General features: G+C 73.9%; 18 protein-coding genes. 15 read left to right on the top strand and 3 right to left on the bottom strand.

What is annotated here, in order from left to right:
- Positions 1-64: 64 nt before the first annotated feature.
- The 4 genes from Ae717Ps2_RS10570 to Ae717Ps2_RS10555 are packed head-to-tail and all read left to right on the top strand — an operon-like array spanning position 65 to position 5616.
- Positions 65-1093, top strand: coding sequence for an ABC transporter substrate-binding protein (locus Ae717Ps2_RS10570; RefSeq protein ID WP_075305988.1), 1029 nt, complete (start codon positions 65-67; stop codon positions 1091-1093).
- Entirely contained in the window at positions 1090-3489 is a 2400-nt protein-coding gene (locus tag Ae717Ps2_RS10565; protein WP_075333283.1) for an ATP-binding cassette domain-containing protein, read from the top strand. Before Ae717Ps2_RS10570 ends, Ae717Ps2_RS10565 begins: the two co-directional genes overlap by 4 nt.
- Entirely contained in the window at positions 3486-4793 is a 1308-nt protein-coding gene (locus Ae717Ps2_RS10560) for an amidohydrolase family protein (RefSeq protein ID WP_075333282.1), read from the top strand. Before Ae717Ps2_RS10565 ends, Ae717Ps2_RS10560 begins: the two co-directional genes overlap by 4 nt.
- 10 nt (positions 4794-4803) lie before the next feature.
- Positions 4804-5616 carry a BtpA/SgcQ family protein gene (locus Ae717Ps2_RS10555; protein ID WP_075305984.1) on the top strand — a complete coding sequence of 271 codons (813 nt, stop codon included), beginning with the start codon at positions 4804-4806 and terminating at the stop codon, positions 5614-5616.
- A gap of 37 nt (positions 5617-5653) precedes the next feature.
- Here the strand turns inward: Ae717Ps2_RS10555 and Ae717Ps2_RS40040 are convergent, their stop codons facing one another.
- The 3 genes from Ae717Ps2_RS40040 to Ae717Ps2_RS10540 are packed head-to-tail and all read right to left on the bottom strand — an operon-like array spanning position 5654 to position 8720.
- Positions 5654-7135, bottom strand: coding sequence for an FGGY-family carbohydrate kinase (locus Ae717Ps2_RS40040; protein WP_212611714.1), 1482 nt, complete (start codon positions 7133-7135; stop codon positions 5654-5656).
- Positions 7132-7920, bottom strand: coding sequence for a DeoR/GlpR family DNA-binding transcription regulator (locus tag Ae717Ps2_RS10545; protein ID WP_075305982.1), 789 nt, complete (start codon positions 7918-7920; stop codon positions 7132-7134). Before Ae717Ps2_RS10545 ends, Ae717Ps2_RS40040 begins: the two co-directional genes overlap by 4 nt.
- Entirely contained in the window at positions 7917-8720 is an 804-nt protein-coding gene (locus tag Ae717Ps2_RS10540; RefSeq protein WP_075333281.1) for a DeoR/GlpR family DNA-binding transcription regulator, read from the bottom strand. The genes Ae717Ps2_RS10545 and Ae717Ps2_RS10540 overlap by 4 nt, the downstream gene beginning before the upstream one ends.
- Before the next feature lie 251 nt (positions 8721-8971).
- Here Ae717Ps2_RS10540 and Ae717Ps2_RS10535 point away from each other — a divergent pair, with 251 nt between their 5' ends.
- The 11 genes from Ae717Ps2_RS10535 (at position 8972) to Ae717Ps2_RS10485 (ending at position 19669) form a co-directional block, all read left to right on the top strand.
- Positions 8972-10135, top strand: coding sequence for an ABC transporter permease (locus tag Ae717Ps2_RS10535; RefSeq protein ID WP_075305977.1), 1164 nt, complete (start codon positions 8972-8974; stop codon positions 10133-10135).
- A gap of 3 nt (positions 10136-10138) precedes the next feature.
- Entirely contained in the window at positions 10139-11161 is a 1023-nt protein-coding gene (locus Ae717Ps2_RS10530; RefSeq protein ID WP_075333280.1) for an ABC transporter permease, read from the top strand.
- A complete protein-coding gene (locus Ae717Ps2_RS10525) occupies positions 11130-12242 on the top strand; it encodes a BMP family ABC transporter substrate-binding protein (protein ID WP_075305973.1) in 1113 nt (370 codons plus the stop codon). Before Ae717Ps2_RS10530 ends, Ae717Ps2_RS10525 begins: the two co-directional genes overlap by 32 nt.
- Complete coding sequence (locus Ae717Ps2_RS10520) at positions 12239-13774, top strand: ABC transporter ATP-binding protein (protein WP_075334230.1); 1536 nt, start codon at positions 12239-12241, stop codon at positions 13772-13774. Before Ae717Ps2_RS10525 ends, Ae717Ps2_RS10520 begins: the two co-directional genes overlap by 4 nt.
- Positions 13771-15114 carry an amidohydrolase family protein gene (locus Ae717Ps2_RS10515; protein WP_075333279.1) on the top strand — a complete coding sequence of 448 codons (1344 nt, stop codon included), beginning with the start codon at positions 13771-13773 and terminating at the stop codon, positions 15112-15114. Before Ae717Ps2_RS10520 ends, Ae717Ps2_RS10515 begins: the two co-directional genes overlap by 4 nt.
- A gap of 1 nt (position 15115) precedes the next feature.
- Complete coding sequence (locus tag Ae717Ps2_RS10510) at positions 15116-15565, top strand: helix-turn-helix domain-containing protein (protein WP_075305967.1); 450 nt, start codon at positions 15116-15118, stop codon at positions 15563-15565.
- Positions 15544-15927 (top strand): hypothetical protein, encoded by a 384-nt coding sequence (locus Ae717Ps2_RS10505; protein ID WP_075305966.1) that lies wholly within the window; start codon positions 15544-15546, stop codon positions 15925-15927. Before Ae717Ps2_RS10510 ends, Ae717Ps2_RS10505 begins: the two co-directional genes overlap by 22 nt.
- Before the next feature lie 117 nt (positions 15928-16044).
- Complete coding sequence (locus tag Ae717Ps2_RS10500; RefSeq protein WP_075305965.1) at positions 16045-16722, top strand: GNAT family N-acyltransferase; 678 nt, start codon at positions 16045-16047, stop codon at positions 16720-16722.
- Positions 16723-16755: 33 nt separating this feature from the next.
- Complete coding sequence (locus tag Ae717Ps2_RS10495) at positions 16756-18342, top strand: NAD(P)/FAD-dependent oxidoreductase (RefSeq protein WP_075333278.1); 1587 nt, start codon at positions 16756-16758, stop codon at positions 18340-18342.
- A complete protein-coding gene (locus Ae717Ps2_RS10490) occupies positions 18339-19043 on the top strand; it encodes a carboxymuconolactone decarboxylase family protein (protein WP_075333277.1) in 705 nt (234 codons plus the stop codon). The genes Ae717Ps2_RS10495 and Ae717Ps2_RS10490 overlap by 4 nt, the downstream gene beginning before the upstream one ends.
- Before the next feature lie 128 nt (positions 19044-19171).
- Positions 19172-19669: a hypothetical protein gene (locus Ae717Ps2_RS10485; protein ID WP_198932162.1), complete on the top strand. Its 498-nt coding sequence runs from the start codon at positions 19172-19174 to the stop codon at positions 19667-19669.
- The last annotated feature ends 1 nt before the right edge of the window (position 19670 follow it).

Genomic DNA, 19670 nt, shown 5'->3' with positions numbered 1-19670 from the left:
AAGACGTTGTCTTGTAACATCCTTCGCGTTGATGTGTGATTTCTTCACATCTACGGTTTCGAAGATGAACACCCTGACCCGGCGCTCCTTCCTCGGTGCGGCGGCCACCCTCGCCGCGGCGACGGCGTGCTCGGCACCGCCGGCGCCGACGGGTGGCTCCTTCGGCACGCTGGTCTACCAGCTCGGCTGGATCCGCAACGTGCAGTTCGCGGGCGAGTACATGGCAGACCGCGGCGGACACTTCGCGGCGGGCGGCTTCGACGCCGTCGATCTGGTCCCCGGCGGGCCGAACGTCTCGCCGAACACCGTGGTGGTGTCGGGACGGGCGCTGCTCACCCTGTCCGGCTGCGACGTCACCGGGCCCGCGATCCTGCAGGGCGCCCCGTTGGTCGCCCTCGGCGCGGTGCGCCAGACCAACCCGCTCTGCATCATGAGCCTCTCCTCGGCCCCCATCCGGGAACCCCGCGACCTGATCGGCCGCCGGATCGGCCTGCAGGCCACCAACGAGACCACCTGGCGGGCGTTCTTGCAGGTCAACGGCATCGACCCGGCTCAGGTCCCCACGGTGCCCGCCCAGTTCGACCCCCAGCCGCTGGCCGCGGGGGAGGTCGACGGGTGGTTCTCCTTCTACGCGAACGAACCGAACTCGCTGCGGGTCCGCGGCTACGACGTCACCACCATGCTGCTGGCCGACCACGGGTTCCCGCTGGTCTCGGACATCATCGTGGCGCGCCGGGACTCGCTCACCACGGACCGGGCCGCGGTCGCGGCCGCCGTCCGCGCCGAGATCCAGGGCTGGCAGGACGCGCTGCGGGACCGCGACGCCGCGACCACCCTGACCGTCGACGAGTACGGCCGCGACCTCGGCCTCGACCGCACGGAGCAACGCCGGGCGCTGGACGACCACGCGACCCTGATCCTCACCGAGGACACCCGGGCGAACGGGCTGTTCACCATCAGCGACGAGCTCCGGGACCGGTCGATCGAGTCGCTGCGCCGCGGCGGGATCGCCATCGCGGCCGACCAGCTCTTCGACATGTCCGTGCTCGACGAGGTCTACGCCGCCGATCCCGCCCTGCGGACCGCCGCATGACCCTGCGCGCGGCGGGTCCGCTGCTCGCAGGCCTCGCGCTGGTCGCGGCCTGGGAGGTGCTCGCCCGAGCGCTCGGGGCCGCGGTGCTGCCGCCACCGTCCGCGGTGGTCGGGGTGGTCGTCGAGGACGGGCCCGCCTTCTACCTGCGCAACCTCTGGCCGACGGCGCGCGCGGCCGCCGAGGGCTGGGGATGGGGCACCGTGCTCGCCCTCGCCTCGGGGGCTCTCGTCGCGGTCGTGCCACGCGCGGGTGGCACGGTCCTGCAGATCGCGCTGGTGACCTACTGCCTGCCGCTGGTGGCGGTCGGGCCGCTGCTGGCGGCCACCGTCGGCGGCCGCACACCGCAGGTCGTGCTCGCCGCGCTGGCGGTCTTCTTCCCCACCGTGGTGGGGGCGGAGAGCGGCCTTCGAGCGACCACCCCCACGTTGGTCCGCACCGCGCGGGCGTTCGGCGCGGGCGAGGTCCGGCTCCTGGGCCACGTGCGCTGGCGGGCAGCGCTGCCGGACCTGCTGGCCGGGATGCGGGTCGCCGCTCCGTCGGCGGTGCTCGGCGCCGTGATCGGCGAGTACCTGGGAGCCGAGAGCGGACTCGGGGTGGCGCTGGTCGCCGCACAGCAGAGCCTCGCCGTCGAGCGAACCTGGGCGCTGGGCGCGGTCGCGGCCGCCACCGCCGGGGCGGCCTACGCGGCGGTCGGGCTCCTGGGCCGCGTCCTGGTGCCGTGGGCACCGCACCGGGAGGCCGGTGTGCCGGGGCTGCCCGGCGGGCGGCGGGGACCGCTCACCGCGGTCGTCGCCGGGCTGGGCTCGGTCCTGGTCCTGGCGGTGCTGTGGGAGCTCCTGCTCCTCGTGCTGCGGCTGGATCCCTTCCTGGCCCGCGGGCCGCTCGACGTGCTGCGTTACCTGGTCACGGACCCGGAGGGCACGCGCGCCTCCCTCGTCGCGGCGACCGGCACGACGCTCTGGCACGCCCTCCTGGGACTGGTCGTCGGCGCGACCGCGGCGCTCACCGCCGCGGCGGCGTTCGTGCTGCTCCCGGCCGTGGGGCAGGTCCTCCTCCCGCCTGCGATGGCGCTGCGCTCGGTGCCCCTGGTGGCGATGGCCCCGCTCATCGCGCTCGTGCTGGGGCGCGGCCCGGTCGCCGTCGCGGCCGTGACGGCGATCGTCACGTTCTTCCCGGTGCTGACCGGCACGGCCGTGGCGATGCGCAGCACCCCGGCGACCATGGTCGACGTCGGACGCGCCTTCGGCGGGTCCCCCGCGGCCGTCCTGGTCCGGATCCGGTTCGTGCACGCCCTGCCCACTCTGTTCGCCGCGCTGCGGATGGCCGCCCCGCTCGCCCTGACCGGAGCGCTGCTGGCGGAGTGGCTGGTCACCGGCGACGGGCTGGGCCATCTCATGCTGCTGACGCTCACCTCGTTCGACCTGGGCCTGCTGTGGTCGGCGGTGGTCGTGGTGACCGCCTGCTCGCTCGCCCTCTACGCGGCGATCGCCGCCGTCGAGAGCCGGGTGGCGCGACTTCTCGGGGCCGTGCGCCCCGCGGCGACGCGGCGGTCCCGGACCCCACGCACGGAGCCGAGCCCGGAGCCGGGCGGGTCCGGTCCGGAGCCGGGCGGGTCCGGTCCGGAGCCGGGCGGGTCCGGCATCCGGCTCGACGGGGTCGGGCTGCGCTACCCCGACGGACTCGTCGCTCTCGACGGCGTCGACCTCGACCTGCCCGCCGGCTCGGTGACGGCGCTGCTCGGCCCCTCCGGCTGTGGGAAGTCCACGCTCCTCGCGCTCCTCGCCGGGCTGGAGGAACCCGGTTCCGGCACGGTACGGATCGAGGGCCGGCCGCCGGGGGACCTCCGCCGGGCCCACCGCATCGGGGTGGCCCTGCAGGACCCGGCGCTGCTGCCGTGGCGCACGGTCGCGGAGAACATCCGGCTCCCCCTCCAGCTCGCCGGGGCCGCCCGGAACGACGACCGCGTCACCGACCTCGTGGAGCGGGTCGGGCTGGCGGGGTTCGCCCACGCCAGGCCCGCCCAGCTCTCCGGCGGCATGCGCCAGCGTGTCGCACTCGCCCGCGCGCTGGTCGCGACGCCCGATCTCCTGCTGCTCGACGAGCCGTTCGGCGCCCTGGACGACATCACCCGCCAGCGGATGAACGCCGAGCTGCGGACGGTGGTCACGGGGGCGGCTGTCACGACGGTGCTGGTCACGCACTCGGTCACGGAGGCGGCGTTCCTCGCCGACCGGGTCGTCGTGCTCTCGCCGCGACCGGGCAGGGTCGTCGCCGTCCTGGACACCGACCTGCCGCCCGACCGCGACCTCACGCTGCTCCGCAGCCGCCGGTTCTACGACCTGACCGACCGGATCGCCGCGCACGTCGACGGCCTGCGGACGGCACCCCCGGTATGAGCGCACCGACGCTCGTCGTGGAGAACGGCGTCCTGGTCACGATGGACGGCGACCGCCTGGTGCGGGGTTGGCTCGGGATCGCCGGGGACCGGATCGTCGCCCTCGCCGAGGGGGCCGCACCCCCCGCACCCGGGGCCCGGCGGGTCGACGCGCGGGGCGGGTACGTCCGGCCGGGCTTCGTGAGCGCCCACCAGCACTCCATGGACGCCCTGCTGCCCGGATCGGCCGCCCGGGCGCGCGCGTTCCCGGACTGGCTCTTCGGTGTCCACTACGCCGAGGTGCTCGGCCACGGCCCCGAGCGAGCGGCCGAGGCGGCCCGGCGGACCGCGGCGGGCCTGCTCCGCGCCGGGGTCACGACCGTCGTGGACTGCTGGGGGGTGGGCGACGCCGGCTCGGCGCGCAGCCGGGAGTGCCTCGCCGCCACCGTCGAGGTCGCCAGGGCATCCGGGCTCCGCTGGGTCCTGGCCCCGATGACGGGTGACCGGCTCCCCGCGGCCTGGGCGGCGGACCTGGCCCGGATCGCCGCGGCCGATGCCCGCGTCCGCCCGGACGGCCTGACCACCTCCACCGACACCGCCCTCGCGTTCACCGCCCACGCCATGGAGGCCGACGGGGAGGGCGTCACGGTGTGGCCGTGCGCGGAGCTCCCGGAGATGGCCTCCGACGGGCTCCTGCGCGGGCTGGCGTCCCTGGCCGAGCACTCGGGCGGGTGGGTCACCACCCATCTGAGCGCCTCCCCCGACGGAGCCCGGGGCGCCGTCGACCGCGTCCTGGGCGCGAACCCGGCAGGCCGTGTGCTCGGCGCCCACCTCACCCACGCCGAACCCGCCGAGCTGGCCCGGCTCGCCCGAGCAGGCGCGGGCGCGGCGCACTGCCCGAGCTCGACGATGCTCGGCGGCGGGTCGACCAGCGCGCTCGGCCGGGTCCGGGAGGCGGGCCTGCCGGTCGGGCTCGGCCTGGACAACGGCTCGTTGAACGGCACGGCCGACATGGTCCTGGAGATGCGGCACGCCCTGATGTTCGACCGCGTGGCGGGCACCACCGGCCGGCGGGTCGACGCGGAGACGGTGCTGCGCATGGCGACCTGCGAGGGCGCGGTCGCGATCGGGCGCCCGGACCTCGGGGTGCTCCGGGTCGGCGCCGCGGCGGACGTCGTCGTCGTGGACACCTCCGGCGAGCACTGGCGGCCGCGGACCGATCCCGCGGCGGCCATGGTCTTCCAGGAACGCGCGGGCGACGTGACCGACGTCGTGGTCGGCGGCCGCGTCCTCATGTCCGCCCGGGAACCGGTCCCGGCGCAGTGAAGGGAGTCCCATGACCAGGTTCCACACCGTCTTCTCCGGTGTGCACACGCCGCTGATCGCCATGGCCCACGTCCCGGCCCTACCCGGCACCCCGCTGTACGACGCCCGGGCGGGCCTGCGCGGCGTCGTCGAGGCGCTGCGGGCCGACGTCGAGGTGCTGGTGCAGGCGGGGTTCGACGCGGTGCTGTTCTGCAACGAGAACGACCGCCCCTACGAGCTGGCACCCGGCCCGGAGTCGGCCGCGCTGATGGCCCGGGTCGTGACCGAGTGCCGGCCGGACTCGATCCCGTTCGGCGTCGACTTCCTCTGGGACGCCCGGACCGCGCTCGCCGCGGCCGTGGCGACCGACGCCGCGTTCATGCGCGAGGTCGTGACCGGTGTGTGGGAGTCCGACATGGGCCTGTGGACCACCGACGCCGCCCGGACCCTGCGGGAGCGTCGCAGGCTCGGTGGTGACGACCTGGCGGTGCTGATGAACATCACCCCGGAGTTCGCCTCGCCGATCGGGCGCCGCGGACCCGCGGAGGTCGCCGCCAGCGTCGCGGTGTCCAGTCTGCCGGACGCGATCCTGGTGTCCGGTCCCCGCGCGGGCGCGGCGCCCGACACCGGGGTGCTGCGCGAGGTCCGGGCCGCCGTCCCGACCGAGGTGCCGGTGCTGCTCAACACCGGGGCGCGGGCGGAGTCCATCGCCGAGATGCTGGAGATCGTGGACGGCTGCATCGTCGGGTCCTCGCTCAAGGTGGACCGCCACACCTGGAACCGCGTCGACCCGCGCCGGGCGGCGGAGTTCGTCGCCGCGGTGCGCGGGCGCCGGGCCGCCTGAGGTCGGGTTCGGGTCCGAGTCGTCCGGATTCGGGGTGTCAGGACCGCGCCAGCCGGTGCGAGATCGGGGTGAGGACCTCGCCGAGCGCACGCCAGGTCCGGTAGGCCTCGGCCAGCCGGGCGGCCGAGGTCGGGTCGGGCAGGACGGGGGCCTCCGGTCGCACGTGCAGCGGCATCTCCGCCCAGCCCGATACCAGACCGACCCCGACGGCGGCGGCCTGCGCCGCGCCGAGCGCGCCGCCGGGATGCCCGCGCAGGGCCACGACCGGCCGGTCCAGCACGTCGGCGTGGATCTGCTTCCACAGCGCCGATCCCGCGCCGCCGTTGGTCACCACGGGCGCCGCGGCCAGCGCGATGCCGCAGTCGGTGAGGATCTCGACGTGGTGGCGGAAGCCGAACGCCACGGCCTCGAGCACCGCCCGGTAGAGGCTCGCGCGGTCGTGCGAGAGGTCCAGGCCCACGAACGCGCCGCGCAGGTCGGTGTCGTGCCACGGCGACTTCTCGCCGAGGAAGTAGGGCAGGCAGAGGACCTCGCCGGGGCGTCTGTCCGCTGCCTCCGCGCCGAGCGCCGCCAGGTCGTCGGTGCCGGTCAGCGCGCCGAGCCAGCGGACCAGGCTGCCGCTGGTGGCCATGCAGCCGTTCGGCAGCCAGAGTCCCGGGACCGGGTGCGCGTCGAGATAGAGCCTGCGGTCGACGAGCGGGAAGTCCGCCACGGCCAGGATGTCCCCGCCGCCGCCGAGCTTGACCGTCCAGTCCCCCGGGCTGCGCAGCCCGCTCGCCACCGCCGAGAGCACGTGGTCCGCCCCACCGACCACGATCGGGGTGCCCACCCGCAGGCCCGTCTCGCTCGCGGCGGACGCGGACACCGCGCCGACCACCCTGCCCGGCTCGACGACCGGGGGTAGGAGGGCCGGATCGAGGTCCGCCGCCGCCAGCACCGGCGCACACGGGGTGCCGTCGAGGTCGAACAGACCGCTCTCCAGCGCCCAGTTGCGTTCGAGGTGCGGCTCGGCGCCGAGCCTGCGGGCGATCCAGTCGTAGGACCCGGCCAGGGTGGCCGTCCCCGCGCGCACCTGCGGCCGGTGCCGGGCCAGCCAGCGCAGGGTCGGCGCGACGGACTGCTGTGACAGCGGGGATCCGGTGCGCGCGACGAGGTCGATCCCGGCCAGCTCCGCCGCCAGCTCGCGGATCTCGACCGACGCCCGGGCGTCGTTCTGCAGCATCGCGCGGGTCAGCGGCTCCCCGCCCCGGCCCACGGGGATCACGGCGGGCACCATCCCGGTCACCGCCACGCCCGCGACCGCGCCGGCGTCGACTCCCGCCGAGGCCAGCAGCGCCGCGGGCACCCGGCACACGTTCGCCCACCAGTCCCCTGCCTCGACCTCGGCGTGCCCGATCTGCGGCGAGTGCAGCTCCACGGGCAGCCGCCACTGCGCGACGACGCCCCGGTCGAGGTCCAGCAGCACACCCTTGGTCGCGGTCGTCCCGATGTCCAGCCCGAGCAGGAGGCCGCCACTCACCCGGGCACCCCCCGGGCGTCCACCGTCACGATCTGCGTCCCCCGGTCCCGCAGCGCCCGCAGGACCGGGTGCTCCGGCTCGGCGTCGGTGACCAGCACGTCCACCGCGCTCACCGGGGCGACGGCGGCGAAGAACACCCGCCCCAGCTTCGTCCGGTCGACGGCGGCGACGACCCGACGCGACGCCCGGACCGCCGCGGCCTTCACGCGGGCCTCCTCCAGGCTGTAGTCGGTGAGGCCGCGCTCGATGTCGAGTCCGGCGACGCCGAGGACCGCCATCTCGCAGTGCAGCCCCTCGAAGGACGCCACGGCCTCCGGTCCGACGACGGAGAGCTCCTCCGGCCGCACGGACCCCGCGGTGAGCACGACCCGCGCCCCGCTGTCCGCCAGGTGCGTCGCCACGAGCACGCTGGGGGTGATGACGGTCAGGTCCGACCGGAGTCCGGACATCCGTCGGGCCACCTCGAGCACCGTGGTGCCCGAGTCGAGGATCAGCCCGCCCGAGACGGGCAGCAGCTCGGCCACCGCCGCGGCGATGGCCGCCTTCGCGGGCGTCTCGACCCCGGCGCGGCGCGAGAAGCGGGGCTCCGACGACCGGCCCGTGACGTCGATGGCCCCGTGCCGCACCCGCCGGGCGACCCCCTCCGCCTCCAACTGGTCGATGTCGCGGCGGACGGTCATCTCGGAGACGCCGAACTCGCGCGCGAGGGCGTCGAAGCGGACCTCGCCGTCACGCGCGAGCAGGACGCGGATGCGGGCCCGCCGATCGGCCACCGGGGCGGTCACGACGCACCCGGGCTCGCGGGGACACCGCCCGCGACGAGGACCTCGACCCCCGCCGCCCGGACCGGCTCCAGGAGGGGGCTGTCCGGCTCGGCGTCGGTGACCAGCACGTCCACCGCGGTCAGCGGGACGACCGTGTACAGCTCGGTCCGACCGAGCGTGGTCCGGTCCGCGAGGACGACGCGCCTGCGTGCCGACCGGACGGCCGCGGCGGCCACCCGGGCTTCGTCCTCCGAGCTGCTGGTGAGCACCGCACTGCCGATCCCGCCGATGCCGTCCACCGACAGGAACGCGATGTCGCAGTTCACCCCGTCGTACCCGGCCTCGGCCCGGTCGCCGACCAGCCCCAGCCGCCCGGGCTCGACGAGCCCGCCGGTCGCGAGGACGTGGGGGCCCGCCGTCCCGGCGAGGACGGTCATCGCCGCCAGGCCGGAGGTGACGACGGTGAGATCGTCCCGTCCGACCAGGACCCGCGCGAGCTCGACGACGGCGGTCCCGGCACCCAGGGCGACCGCCTCCCCCTCGCCGACGAGGGTGGCCCCCGCCGCCGCGATCGCAGTCCGGGCGAGGTGGAGGTCCCGGTCCCCGGCGGAGAAGAGGCGGTCGACCCCGCCCTGGTCCGGGTTCACGATCACTCCGCCGTGCACGCGCCGCAGCAGCCCGTCGCTCTCGAGTGCGTGGGCGTCGCGGCGCACCGTCATCTCGGAGACCGCCAGCTGCTCCGCGAGCTCGGTGAAGCCGAGCTCGCCCGCCGCGCGGACGCGCCGCAACAGCTCGGCGCGACGGGTCGCGGTGCGGCTCATCGCAGGCACCTCTGCGGCAGGACCGTCATCACGATGTCATCAGATCACATCTTGGTCCGAGCCTCACAGTGGCGCGCCGCCCTGCTCGGCGGCACCCCGATGACGGGCTGCGACCAGGCCAGCCTTAGGTGGTCACGATCGGGGGATAAGTCTGTGAACACGACTTTGCCGATCGCTCTCGGTATTGCGAGATCGTGAACAACTAACAGTACGACGTTATAGATTCACAGACGACGCTATCGTCGGCCGCCGTGACCGAGCTCCGGGAGGCCGCCATCTCGTCCCCTCTGACGCTGTCCGATCCCCGCGTCCGGGCCGTGGTCGTCTCGCTCGGCGCCGCGCTGCTCGGCCTGCTGGTCGGAGCGCTGCTGATCCGGATCGGCGGCGCCGATCCGCTGGCCGCGGCGGCCACCGTTCTCGACGCGGGCTTCTCGTGTCGTCCGGACCGCTGCGACCTCCTCAACACCCTCGCCCTGCTGCCGCCGCTCGGGCTCTGCGCGCTCGCGGGGGTGGTCGTGCTGCGCAGTGGGATGTTCAGCATCGGCCAGGAGGGGCAGTACGCGGTCGGCGGGGTCGCGGCGGGCTGGGTCGGCTACGCCCTCCCGCTGCCCGGGGTGACGCACCTGCTCGGCGCGATCCTCGCCGCCGTACTCGCGGGCGCGCTCTGGGCGCTGGTCCCCGCGCTGCTGAAGGTGCGGTTCGGGGTCAACGAGCTGATCTGCTCGATCATCTTCAACAACATCGCGATCCTGCTGGTCTCGTACCTCATCAGCTTCCCGATGCGTGCCGACCGCTCGTCCCAGCCCTTCACCCCGCGGATCGAGCGCTCGGCCCAGCTGCCGGTGTTCGACACCGCCTCCAAGGTCGGGGTCGGCGTCGTCGTGGTCGTGACGGCCACGGTCGCGGTCTGGTTCCTGCTCTTCCGCACGACCTGGGGCTACGAGCAGCGAATGACCGGGGAGGCACCCGCCTTCGGCCTGCACTCCGGGATGGCGGCCGGGCCGGCCGCGGTGCGCGCCATGCTGGTCAGCGGCGGGATCGCGGGGCTGGCCGGAGCGGTCCAGGTGCTGGGTGTCAACTACCGGGTGGTCGACGGGTTCGCCGACGGCACCGGATTCAACGGTCTCACCGCCGCCCTCCTCGGCGGGCTCTCGCCGGTGGGGGCCCTCGTGGCGGCATTCGCCTTCGCCGGGATCTCCACCGGCGCGGTGAACGGGCTCCAGGTGCAGCTCGGGATCCCCAGCGAGCTCGGCGGGACCGTGTTCGCGGTGATGATCGTCCTCGTCGCGCTGCGGCCGCCGGTGCTGCGGCGCTGGCAGGAACACCGCAGACGCACCACGGACGGGACTGCTCCCCCGACCCGACCGTCCGCGGACGCGGCGCCGGTCGCCGCCCCCGACCCGAGCGGACGCTGACCGGTGGACGGCTTCTTCACGGTGGACCTCGTGGCCAGCGCGGTGCGACTGAGCACTCCGATCCTGCTGGCCGCCGTCGCGTCGGCGCTGTGCAACCGCGTCGGGCTGCTCAACCTCGCCGTCGAGGGGACGATGCTGACCGGCTGCTTCGCCGGGCTGCTGGTGGCGGCGGGCAGCGGCAGCGGTCCGGTCGGGGTCGTCGCGGCCGCACTCGTCGGGGCGATGATCGGCGCGGCGCTCTCCGCGCTGGACCGGGTCGGCGGGGACCTCGTGGTGTTCGCGATCGGGTTCAACCTGCTGGCCCTGCAGGCGACCGTGTTCGCGACCAGGGCGTTCCTCGGCGACGCCGGCGGCTGGCGGCCCGATGTCAGCCCACTGCCCCCGATCCGGATCCCGGTGGTCGCCGACATCCCCGTCCTCGGTGGGCTGCTCTCCGGCTACAACGGCCTGGTCTACCTGTCCTGGGCGGCGGTGCTCGGCTATGCCCTGCTCTTCCGGACCCGGCCGGGCAGACACCTGCTCGCCACCGGGGAGTCCCCCGCCGCCGCGTCGGGCGCCGGCATTCCGGTCCACCGGGTTCAGCTCGTGACGCTGTGCGTGGCCGGCGCGCTCTGCGGGATCGCGGGGGCGTTCCTCTCGGTCGGCAACCTCGGGCTGTTCACCCGCAACATGACCGACGGGCGCGGCTGGATCGCCGTGACCGCCGCGTTGTTGGCGCTCAACAGCGCGCGCGGGCTGCTCCCCGCGGCCTTCCTCTTCGGTCTCGCCGACGCGGTGTCCGTCCGGCTGCAGACCTCCACCTCCGTCCCGCCCAACCTCGTGCAGTTCCTCCCCCAGGTCGCCGCGCTGGTGGCGCTGGTGGCGGTCGGTCTGCACGCCGGGCGGCGCGACCGGATCCGGGCGTTGTTCCACCGCAGCCGCAACCGCACCCGCACGGACCCGGGCCCGGGCCCGGGCCCCACGACTCCCACCCCCACCACCACCGGAGGACGCGATGCCCCGCACGACACCGTCAGCGAACCGTAGGAGGGGCGTCGCCCTGACCGGCTCGCTCACCGCCGCACTGGTGCTGCTCGCCGGGTGCGGTTCCCCGTCGGGTGGCGGTGGGTCCGAGCAGGCCGACCCGGACGCCTTCACCGTCTCCCTGATCACGCCGGGAGCCCAGGGCGACAACTCCTACATCGACGCCGCCGTCCGCGGGCTCGACGCCGCGGAGCAGTCGATGGGGGTCACCGGGCAGGTCATCGAGGCCGAGTCGACCTCCCGGCAGGAGTCCGCGCTGCGCAGCGCCGTCACCGCGCGCCCCGATCTCGTCCTGGCGCTCGGGCTGGACCCCGACTCGCTGCGCGCGGTCGCCGACGACAACCCCGACCAGCGGTTCGGCGCCCCCAGCGACGTCAACATGGACGAGCTGCCCGCCAACGTCGCGGCCTACACGGTCAACGTGCACGAGGGCAGCTTCCTCGCCGGAGTCGTCGCAGGCAGCCTGACCCGGACGCGGACGGTCGGCGCGGTGCTGGGCATCGACGCCCCCGGCCTCAACCAGTTCTTCTACGGCTACAAACAGGGCGTGCTCGCCGCCTGCCCCGGCTGCACCGTCGTCAACTCCTACCTCGGCGGGCGGTTCTCCGACCCGGCCCTGGGCAAGGAGGCCGCGCTCGACCAGATCCAGCGCGGCGCCGACATCGTCTACGGTGTCGCCGGCCTGTCCGGCACCGGTGTGATCCAGGCAGCGCAGGAGACCGGCACCTTCGCGATCGGGGTGGACGGCAACCAGGACGACGACGCGCCCGGCACGGTCATCACCTCGGTGCTCAAGCGGGTCGACCGCACGACCGAGCTGCTGATCGAGGCCGCGAAGAACGGAACGTTCCGGTCCGGGTTCACCGCGGTCGGGCTCGCCCAGGGAGCGACCGGCCTGTCCTGGGACGACGGCTCGACCACGTTCGCCCGCACCGGCCCCGCCGACCTGACGGCGAAGCTCCCGCAGGTCCGGGCCGCCGTCGCGGACTACAAGGCGCGCATCCTCGACGGCTCGATCGCGGTGTGCGACGCCCTCGGAGCGCCGACCACGCCGCAGTGCAGGTCCCTCGGGGTGGCGGCGTGACGGCCGCGCCGCTGCTGCGAGTGGAGGGGCTGACCAAGTACTTCGCCTCCAGCGGGGTGCTGGCGGTCGACGACGTGTCCCTCGACCTGCGGGCCGGCGAGGTGCTCGCGCTGGTCGGTGAGAACGGCACGGGGAAGACCACCCTCACCAGCATGGTGTTCGGCCTGCATCGGCCCGACTCCGGCCGCGTGCTCGTGGCGGGCCGCGAGGCGGTGATCCGCACGCCCCAGGACGCCATCGCGCTCGGCATCGGCATGGTCCAGCAGCACTTCGCGCTGGTGCCCTCGTTCACCGTGGCCGAGAACGTGCTGCTCGGGCGCGAGCCGCGCAGGCGGGGCCTGGTCGACCGCCGGGCGGCCGACCGCGAGGTCGCGCGGCTGGCCGCCGAGCTCGGCATGCCGGTCGACCCCCGGCGGCAGGTCGGCGGTCTGCCGATCGGGCTGCAGCAGCGGGTGGAGATCCTGCGGACCCTCGCCGCCGACGCGCGGGTCGTGATCCTGGACGAGCCCACGGCGATGCTCACCCCCGCCGAGGCCCGCGACCTCGCCGGGGTGATCCGGCGGCTCGCCGCCACCGGGCGCGCCGTGCTGTTCATCAGCCACAAGCTGCCGGAGGTCTTCGCCGTGGCCGACCGCATCGCGGTGATGCGCCGCGGCAGGCTGGTCGGGACCCTGGACCGCGCCGCGGCGGACCGCCGCACCGTCACCCGGATGATGATCGGCCGGGAGATCGCCCCGGTCCCGGCGCGGCGGACGGAGCACGCGGGCACCGTCGTGCTCGAACTGCGGGGTGTCGGGTGCCGTGCCGACGCGTCCGGCGACGTCGGGCTCCGCGGGGTCGACCTGACCGTGCGGTCGGGCGAGATCGTCGGCGTCGCCGGGGTGAGCGGCAACGGCCAGAACGACCTCGTCCACGCCGTCACCGGCATCCGCGCGGTCGACCAGGGCGTCATCGAGGTCGGCGGCACCCGGCTCTGCGACGCCTCGGTCCGCGCGGCCCGACGGGCCGGCGTGGCGCACATCCCCGAGGACCGGATGACCGCCGGGCTCAACCGGGGAGCCGACCTGGCCGAGAACGTGATCTCCACGGCCTTCCGGCGGCCGCCCCTGTCCCGGCACGGGGTCCTGCGCAGGACGGCCGTCGACCGGGCCGCGCGAGACGTCGTCACCCGCTTCGACGTGCGCGGGGTGCCGCCCCGCGGTCCCGTCGCCACGCTGTCCGGCGGCAACCTGCAGAAGATCGTGATCGGCCGCGAGCTCTCCGGGGACCCCGCCCTCCTCGTGGCGAACCAACCCACCCGCGGGCTGGACGTCGGGAGCATCGAGTTCGTGCACCGGGCGTTGCGCGCCGAACGCGACCGCGGCCTGGCCACCCTGCTCGTCTCGACGGAGCTCGACGAGGTGCTCGACCTCTCCGACCGGGTGGCCGTCCTGTACGACGGGCGGCTGCTCGGCCCGTACCCGCGGGCCGAGGTGGACCGCGAGCGGGTCGGCGGGCTGATGGCGGGCGCCGAGGCCGGGGGGCGGCCGTGACGACGGCGGCGGGGAGGACGACCCTCGTCGCCGACCACGTCCTGCTGCCCGACCGGGTGCTGAGCCCCGGGGTGGTCCGGCTCGACGGCGGCACGATCACCGGCGTCGACCCCGTCGGGACCGCGGGGCCACCGACCGGGGCCGACACCGTCCGGCTGGACGGCCGGATCCTGATGCCGGGCCTGGTCAACGCCCACACCCACACGCCGATGTCGCTGATGAAGGGGGTGGCACAGGGCTGGTCGCTGCTGACCAAGCAGGGCTGGTTGGCCAGCGTCCGGTCCCTGGAGGCCGGTCTGCGGCCGACCGCGCTGCCCGCCGCCGTGGCCGTCTCGTGCTCCGAGATGATCGCCTCGGGCACCACGGCGTTCGCCGACCAGTACCTGTTCGCCGAGGAGATCGTGCCGACCGTCGTCCGCAGCGGCCTGCGTGCCGCGGTGGCCTACGGGATCGTCGAGCTCGGGGACGATGCGGCCCGCGCGCGCGAGCTGCAGGCCTGTGCCGAGTTCCTCGACTCCACCGCGGGCGCGGGAACGCTGGTCCGCGGCTGGGTCGGTCCGCACGCCTTCTTCGTCGACAACACCGAGGAGGCGATCGTCGCCGAGATGGCGCTCGCCGACGCGCACGACACCGGACTGCACGCGCACTTCGCGACCAGCGGGGAGGAGGACGCGTGGTGCCTCGAGCACCACGGCACGACGGCGCTGCGCCGGATGGCCGAGCTCGGCCTGCTCGAACGACGGTTGCTGCTGGCGCACGGCTGCACGGTGCTGCCCGAGGACCTCCCGCTCCTCGCCGGCACCGACGTCGCGCTGGTCCTCGCGCCGAACGTGTGCATGGCCAGCGGCGCCGCCCCGCCACCTGCTCGACGGGCACTCGAACACGGGGTGACGGTCGCGTTGGGCACCGACAACGTCTGTGACAACGGGAGCTACGACATGTTCGCGGAGATGCGGGCCATGGGGCGGTTGGCCTCGTTCGTCAGCCGGGTCCCGGACGCGCTGCCCGCGCGGACCCTGCTCGAGATGGCGACGGTCGCCGGGCACCGCGCCCTCGGGACCGGCGGCGGGGCGGGCACCCTGACCGCGGGCGCCCCGGCCGACCTCGTCACGGTCGCGACCGCAGCCCTGCACCGCGGGCCGGCCTGCATGCAGTCCCTGGAGTCCGCGCTGGTCTACGGCGGCAGCGGCCACGCGGTGGTGGACTCGATGGTCGACGGCCGCTGGCTGATGCGCGACCGCTCCCTGCTCTCGATGGATCCCGCGGGCGCCTACGAGGCCCGGGACGCGGACGCCGAGACGCTGCTCGCCGCCGCCCAGACGCGCGCCGGGACGGCGTGAGATGAGCGGTGGCCGCGCGCTGACCCTCACCGCGCCGGACCGCGCGCAGCTGCTCCGGCTGGCGGAGGGCTCGTCCCCGACGGCGCTGCGCGCCCGGATCGTGCTGCTCAGCGCCGAGGGTCTCTCGGTGACGGCGGTCGCCGAGCGGCTGGGCACCAGCAGACCCACGGTGGCGACGTGGCGGAACAGGTACCTCGCCGAGGGGCCGGCCGGACTCCGGGACTCGTCCCGGCCCGGGCGGCCGCGGACCGTCGACGCCGACGCCGTGGTGCGCACGACGCTGCTGGAGCCCCCCGCGGTCGGCAGACGATGGACCTGCCGCGGGGTCGCGTCCCGGCTCGGCATCAGCGGCGCCACCGTCGCCCGGACCTGGCACGAGCACGGGATCGTCCCCTTCGTTCCGGGGCCTTCGGCCTCGCCGTCGTACCCGTGCTGGAGGCGCGGTCGCTGACCGTGCTCGGCAGGTGCTCGGGGCGGGCGGGCGAGGCCGTCGTCCTGTCCGCGGGGGCGGGCGGCGCACCTCCACGACCGGTCGAGACGGACTCGGTGCACGATCTGCTCCGCCGGGTCCTGGACCCGAGGGGCCGCACCGGCGGCACCGGGCGGACGGTCGTGCACGTGGTCGCGGACCCACGCGGGCAGGCCGAGCTGCGCCGCTCGCCCGCCACCCGGGCCCGGTGGTCGGGTCGGCCCGACGTGTGCCTGCACCGGCCCGCCCGCGAGGTCGGCTGGGAGCGCCTGCGCGCGGTTCTGCTGCTCGCCGGAAGCGCCGTACCGAAAAGGGATTTCTGCGACGAAGAACTGATCGCATAGCGTCGCAGAAATCCTTTCTCAGGGCCCGCGAATAACACGGTTGAGATTATTGACCGGAGCACCTCGGGATCGTTAGCGTGAAGGCCCGTACAGGACACCTACAACAGGGGGCCGGCGATGGATCTGCAATTCAGGGAACGGTGCATTGCGACTGATTCCCCGTTCCGCGTCGGGTTCGCCCGGACCGAGGAGGAACTGCGCGACGTCGACCTGCTCTGGCGGGCGGTCTACGGCACCGAGTGCGGCTGGCTGGCCGCGGACGCACCGGCCCTGATCGACGACCGCTACCACCCGCACTCGACCTATCTCCTCGCCAGGGCGGCCGGCGAGCCCGTGGGCACCATGCGGGTGGTGGCGGACTCCCCCGAGCGGCTGCCGGTCGAGCAGTTCGTCGGGATCGAGAAGCTGCGCGGCGACGGCGACCGCAGGCTCGTCGAGGTCCAGCGGCTCATGGTGCTTCCGGAGTTCCGCAGGCGGCGCTACCCGGAGATGCCGTTCGGAGTGCTCGCCGCGCTGGTCAAGGGCTGCCTGCACCACTGCATCCAGCAGGGGGTGAGCCACATCGTGGCGGACCTGTTCCTGAACACCCCCACCACGCCGATGCGCACGCTGCTGTCGATGGGGTTCACCGAGACCGGCCTCGAGTTCGTCGACACCGAGCTGGACGAACCCGACCGCTCGGTGGCGCTGCTGCTGCAGGTCGGCGAGCTCTTCTCGCGGTCCTTCCGGTCCGACGCCCCGTTCTACCGCTACCTGATGGGCTACGACGAGGTCGTCGACGTCTACGCCGCCTGACCGCTTCCACTCCTACCGGAAACGAGCTGACCCATGGCTGACGGACATCTTCTCGAGTACGACGTGATTGTGATTGGTGGGGGCCCGGGAGGTGCGATGGCGGCGACTCTCCTGGCCGATTTCGGAAAGTCCGTCCTCACTCTCGAAGCCGCTTCCTTCCCGCGTTACCACATCGGCGAGTCATTGCTGTCCGGAACCGCGGACCTGCTGCAGCGGATCGGCGTGCTGGACCGGCTCGAGGACGAGGGCTACATCAAGAAGCACGGCGTGGAGTGGGTCTGGGGCGAGAACCGCGAACCCTGGACGGTGTACTTCAAGGACGCCCTCGCCATGCCGTACGACTACGGCTACCAGGTGGAACGCGGCCCCTTCGACAAGATGCTGCTGGACAACGCGGCGGAGCACGGGGTGGAGGTCCGCGAGCAGCACAAGGTCGTCGACTTCGCCCTGGACGGCCAGGGCGGCACGGTGGACTTCCGGGGCCCGGACGGCGTCGTGACCCGGGCCCGGGCCCGCTGGATCGTCGACGCCTCGGGCCAGGGCGGCACGGTGACCAGGCGCCTGCACGAACAGCAGTGGGACCCGTACCTGAAGAACCTCGCGGTGTGGACGTACTGGAAGGACGCCGAGCGCCCGCCCGGCCTCGACGCCGGGAACACCTTCCTGCCCACCTTCGACGACGGCTGGTGGTGGTTCATCCCGCTCCGCGACGGGATCACCAGCGTGGGCATGGTCGTCGACTCCGGGGTGCTGGCCCGCCACCGCGAGGAGGGCATGGAGGCCTACTACGCCCAGTGCCTCGCCCGGACCCCCGAGCTGGCCGCCCGGCTCGCGGGCGCCGAGCGCGCCGACGAGATCCACGTGGCGCGGGACTGGTCCTACATCTACGACCGGTTCAGCGGGGACGGTTACATCGCGGTCGGTGACGCCGCCTGCTTCATCGACCCGCTGTTCTCCACCGGCGTCCATCTCGCGATGCTCAGCGGCTTCCTCGCGGCGGTGACGGTCAACACCGCGCTGGACAAGCCCGAGCTGCCGCGGGAGGAGGTCCTGGGGTTCTACGAGCAGGCCTACCGCAAGGAGTTCGCCCGGCTGCGGGCGCAGGTCTACTTCCTCTACGGCGGCCACGGCGGGAGCAAGGAGTCCTACTTCTGGCACGCCCGCAGCCAGTTCGACGTGCCGGACATCGACCCGGAGAAGGCCTTCGTCTCGCTCATCGCGGGAGCCTTCGCGCACCGGTCCTGGTACAGCCGCTACCTGGAGCAGCTCGACGTGCCCGACCAGCTGCGCAGCACCATCGAGAACATCTTCGACGGCAAGTCCACGGGCATCGGCGTCGATCCCACCCAGCCGGTGCGCCGGTCCGACGAGGTCACGATCTCCTCGGACCTCGCGGTCGACGGGGCCCACCTGCGGGCCGCGCAGGCGATCGCGGGGCCGTCGGGTGTGACCGTCCCCTACACCGCCGCTCTGGAGTCGCTGCTGGACCTCGCCGACGGCAGGACCAACAGCCTCGACCTCGTCGAGCGGCTCGTCGCCGACGGCGGCCAGGCCCGCGAACAGGCCCAGAGCCTGGTCCACGAGGCGGTCAGCTACGGCCTGCTGGTGCCGGTCTCGTGAGCACCGGCACCGAGGCCGGCACCGGGACCGGCCCGATGGTGGGGCTGCTGCCGGACGCGGACCTCCCCGAGGGCCTGGCCCCGCTGTTCGAGGCGGTCCGCGCCGAGTACGGCTTCGTCCCCAACATCCTGCGCGCCCTCGCCCACTGTCCGGACCTGACGTCCGCCTTCGTCCCGCTGTGGGCCGAGGTCTACCGCTCGCCGACGATCGGTCCCCGCCTGCGGGCGCTGGCCGCGTTGGGCACCGCGACGACCCAGGAGTGCACCTACTGCATCGCCCACATGAGCGCCTCCGCCCGGCGGGCGGGCATCGGCGAGATGCAGATCGGGGCGATCGGGGACGCGATCGCGGTCGCCGAGGTCTTCGACGACGGCGAGGCACTCGTCCTGGAGGTGGCGGACGCCCTGACCCGCGATCCCGACGGCGTCACCGAGGACCTGCGGGCGCGGCTGCGGGCCCGGTTCTCCGAAGCCGAGATCGTCAACATCGTGCTGGCCGTCGGCATGTACAACCTCACGAGCCGGTTCCTCAAGGCCCTCGAGATCGGGGTCGAGGACGTGTTCGGGTCCAGCCCGCCCACCCCGCAGTCCACTGCCCAGGAGGACACCCGACGACTCTCGACACGACCACGGCATCCGACTCGTCGACGACCCTCAAGCAGGAGATCATCGACACCTACGGGCGGGACGCCTGGGACCTGATCCTCACCGTCTACGTCAACTTCTACTACTCCGAGCTGGAGATCATCGATCTCTGTGCCCGGTGGCTGCCGCGTCGCAACAGCCTGCAGGAGAAGAACTACCTGATCAAACACGCGGCGGACGAGGTCGTGCACGCCCGGCTGTTCCGGGAGGGCGTCGAGATCCTCGGCCAGCCGTGGCACGGCTTCGACCACGAGCCGTACCGCATCGACGACATCGGCGAGCGGTTCGCGAAGCTGTTCTACAGCGACGACGAGGTCGAGGTCCTGATCGGACTCAACCTCTACGCCGAGGGCGTCCTCGCGATGGAGGAGCTCTACCAGCTCGGCCGCAGCGGATCGCGCTACTTCCACCAGTTCGACCGGATCGAACGCGAGGAACGGCGCCACGTCGCCTTCGGCATCACCGTCGCCCAGCGGGTGCTGGCGGAGAACCCGGAGGCGCAGAAGCGGGCCGTGGAGCACTGCAAGTGGTACCGCGAGCACCTCGAGGGCTACCTGGAGGGCCGGCTGAAGCAGTCGATCGGCTGGGCCATCGACGCCGGGTTCGTCTCGGCCGACTACATCGACCGCACCCGCCTGCGGTTCGACGACGTGATGGGCAAGATCGGAATCCTGGAGAGCTGAG

This window comes from Pseudonocardia sp. Ae717_Ps2 (assembly GCF_001932475.1).
Classification (GTDB): Bacteria; Actinomycetota; Actinomycetes; order Mycobacteriales; family Pseudonocardiaceae; genus Pseudonocardia.
Note: the sequence above shows the minus strand (reverse complement) of the source record. Positions and strands in the feature narration are given on the sequence as shown.

What these genes read in the sequence shown, in the direction of transcription:
- Ae717Ps2_RS10560 (WP_075333282.1), top strand. Translation starts at nt 3,486, where the DNA reads ATGAGCGCACCGACGCTCGTCGTGGAGAACGGCGTCCTGGTCACGATG.
- Ae717Ps2_RS10570 (WP_075305988.1), top strand. Translation starts at nt 65, where the DNA reads ATGAACACCCTGACCCGGCGCTCCTTCCTCGGTGCGGCGGCCACCCTC.
- Ae717Ps2_RS10540 (WP_075333281.1), bottom strand. Translation starts at nt 8,720, where the DNA reads ATGAGCCGCACCGCGACCCGTCGCGCCGAGCTGTTGCGGCGCGTCCGC.
- Ae717Ps2_RS10565 (WP_075333283.1), top strand. Translation starts at nt 1,090, where the DNA reads ATGACCCTGCGCGCGGCGGGTCCGCTGCTCGCAGGCCTCGCGCTGGTC.
- Ae717Ps2_RS10495 (WP_075333278.1), top strand. Translation starts at nt 16,756, where the DNA reads ATGGCTGACGGACATCTTCTCGAGTACGACGTGATTGTGATTGGTGGG.
- Ae717Ps2_RS10500 (WP_075305965.1), top strand. Translation starts at nt 16,045, where the DNA reads ATGGATCTGCAATTCAGGGAACGGTGCATTGCGACTGATTCCCCGTTC.
- Ae717Ps2_RS10510 (WP_075305967.1), top strand. Translation starts at nt 15,116, where the DNA reads ATGAGCGGTGGCCGCGCGCTGACCCTCACCGCGCCGGACCGCGCGCAG.
- Ae717Ps2_RS10525 (WP_075305973.1), top strand. Translation starts at nt 11,130, where the DNA reads ATGCCCCGCACGACACCGTCAGCGAACCGTAGGAGGGGCGTCGCCCTG.
- Ae717Ps2_RS10555 (WP_075305984.1), top strand. Translation starts at nt 4,804, where the DNA reads ATGACCAGGTTCCACACCGTCTTCTCCGGTGTGCACACGCCGCTGATC.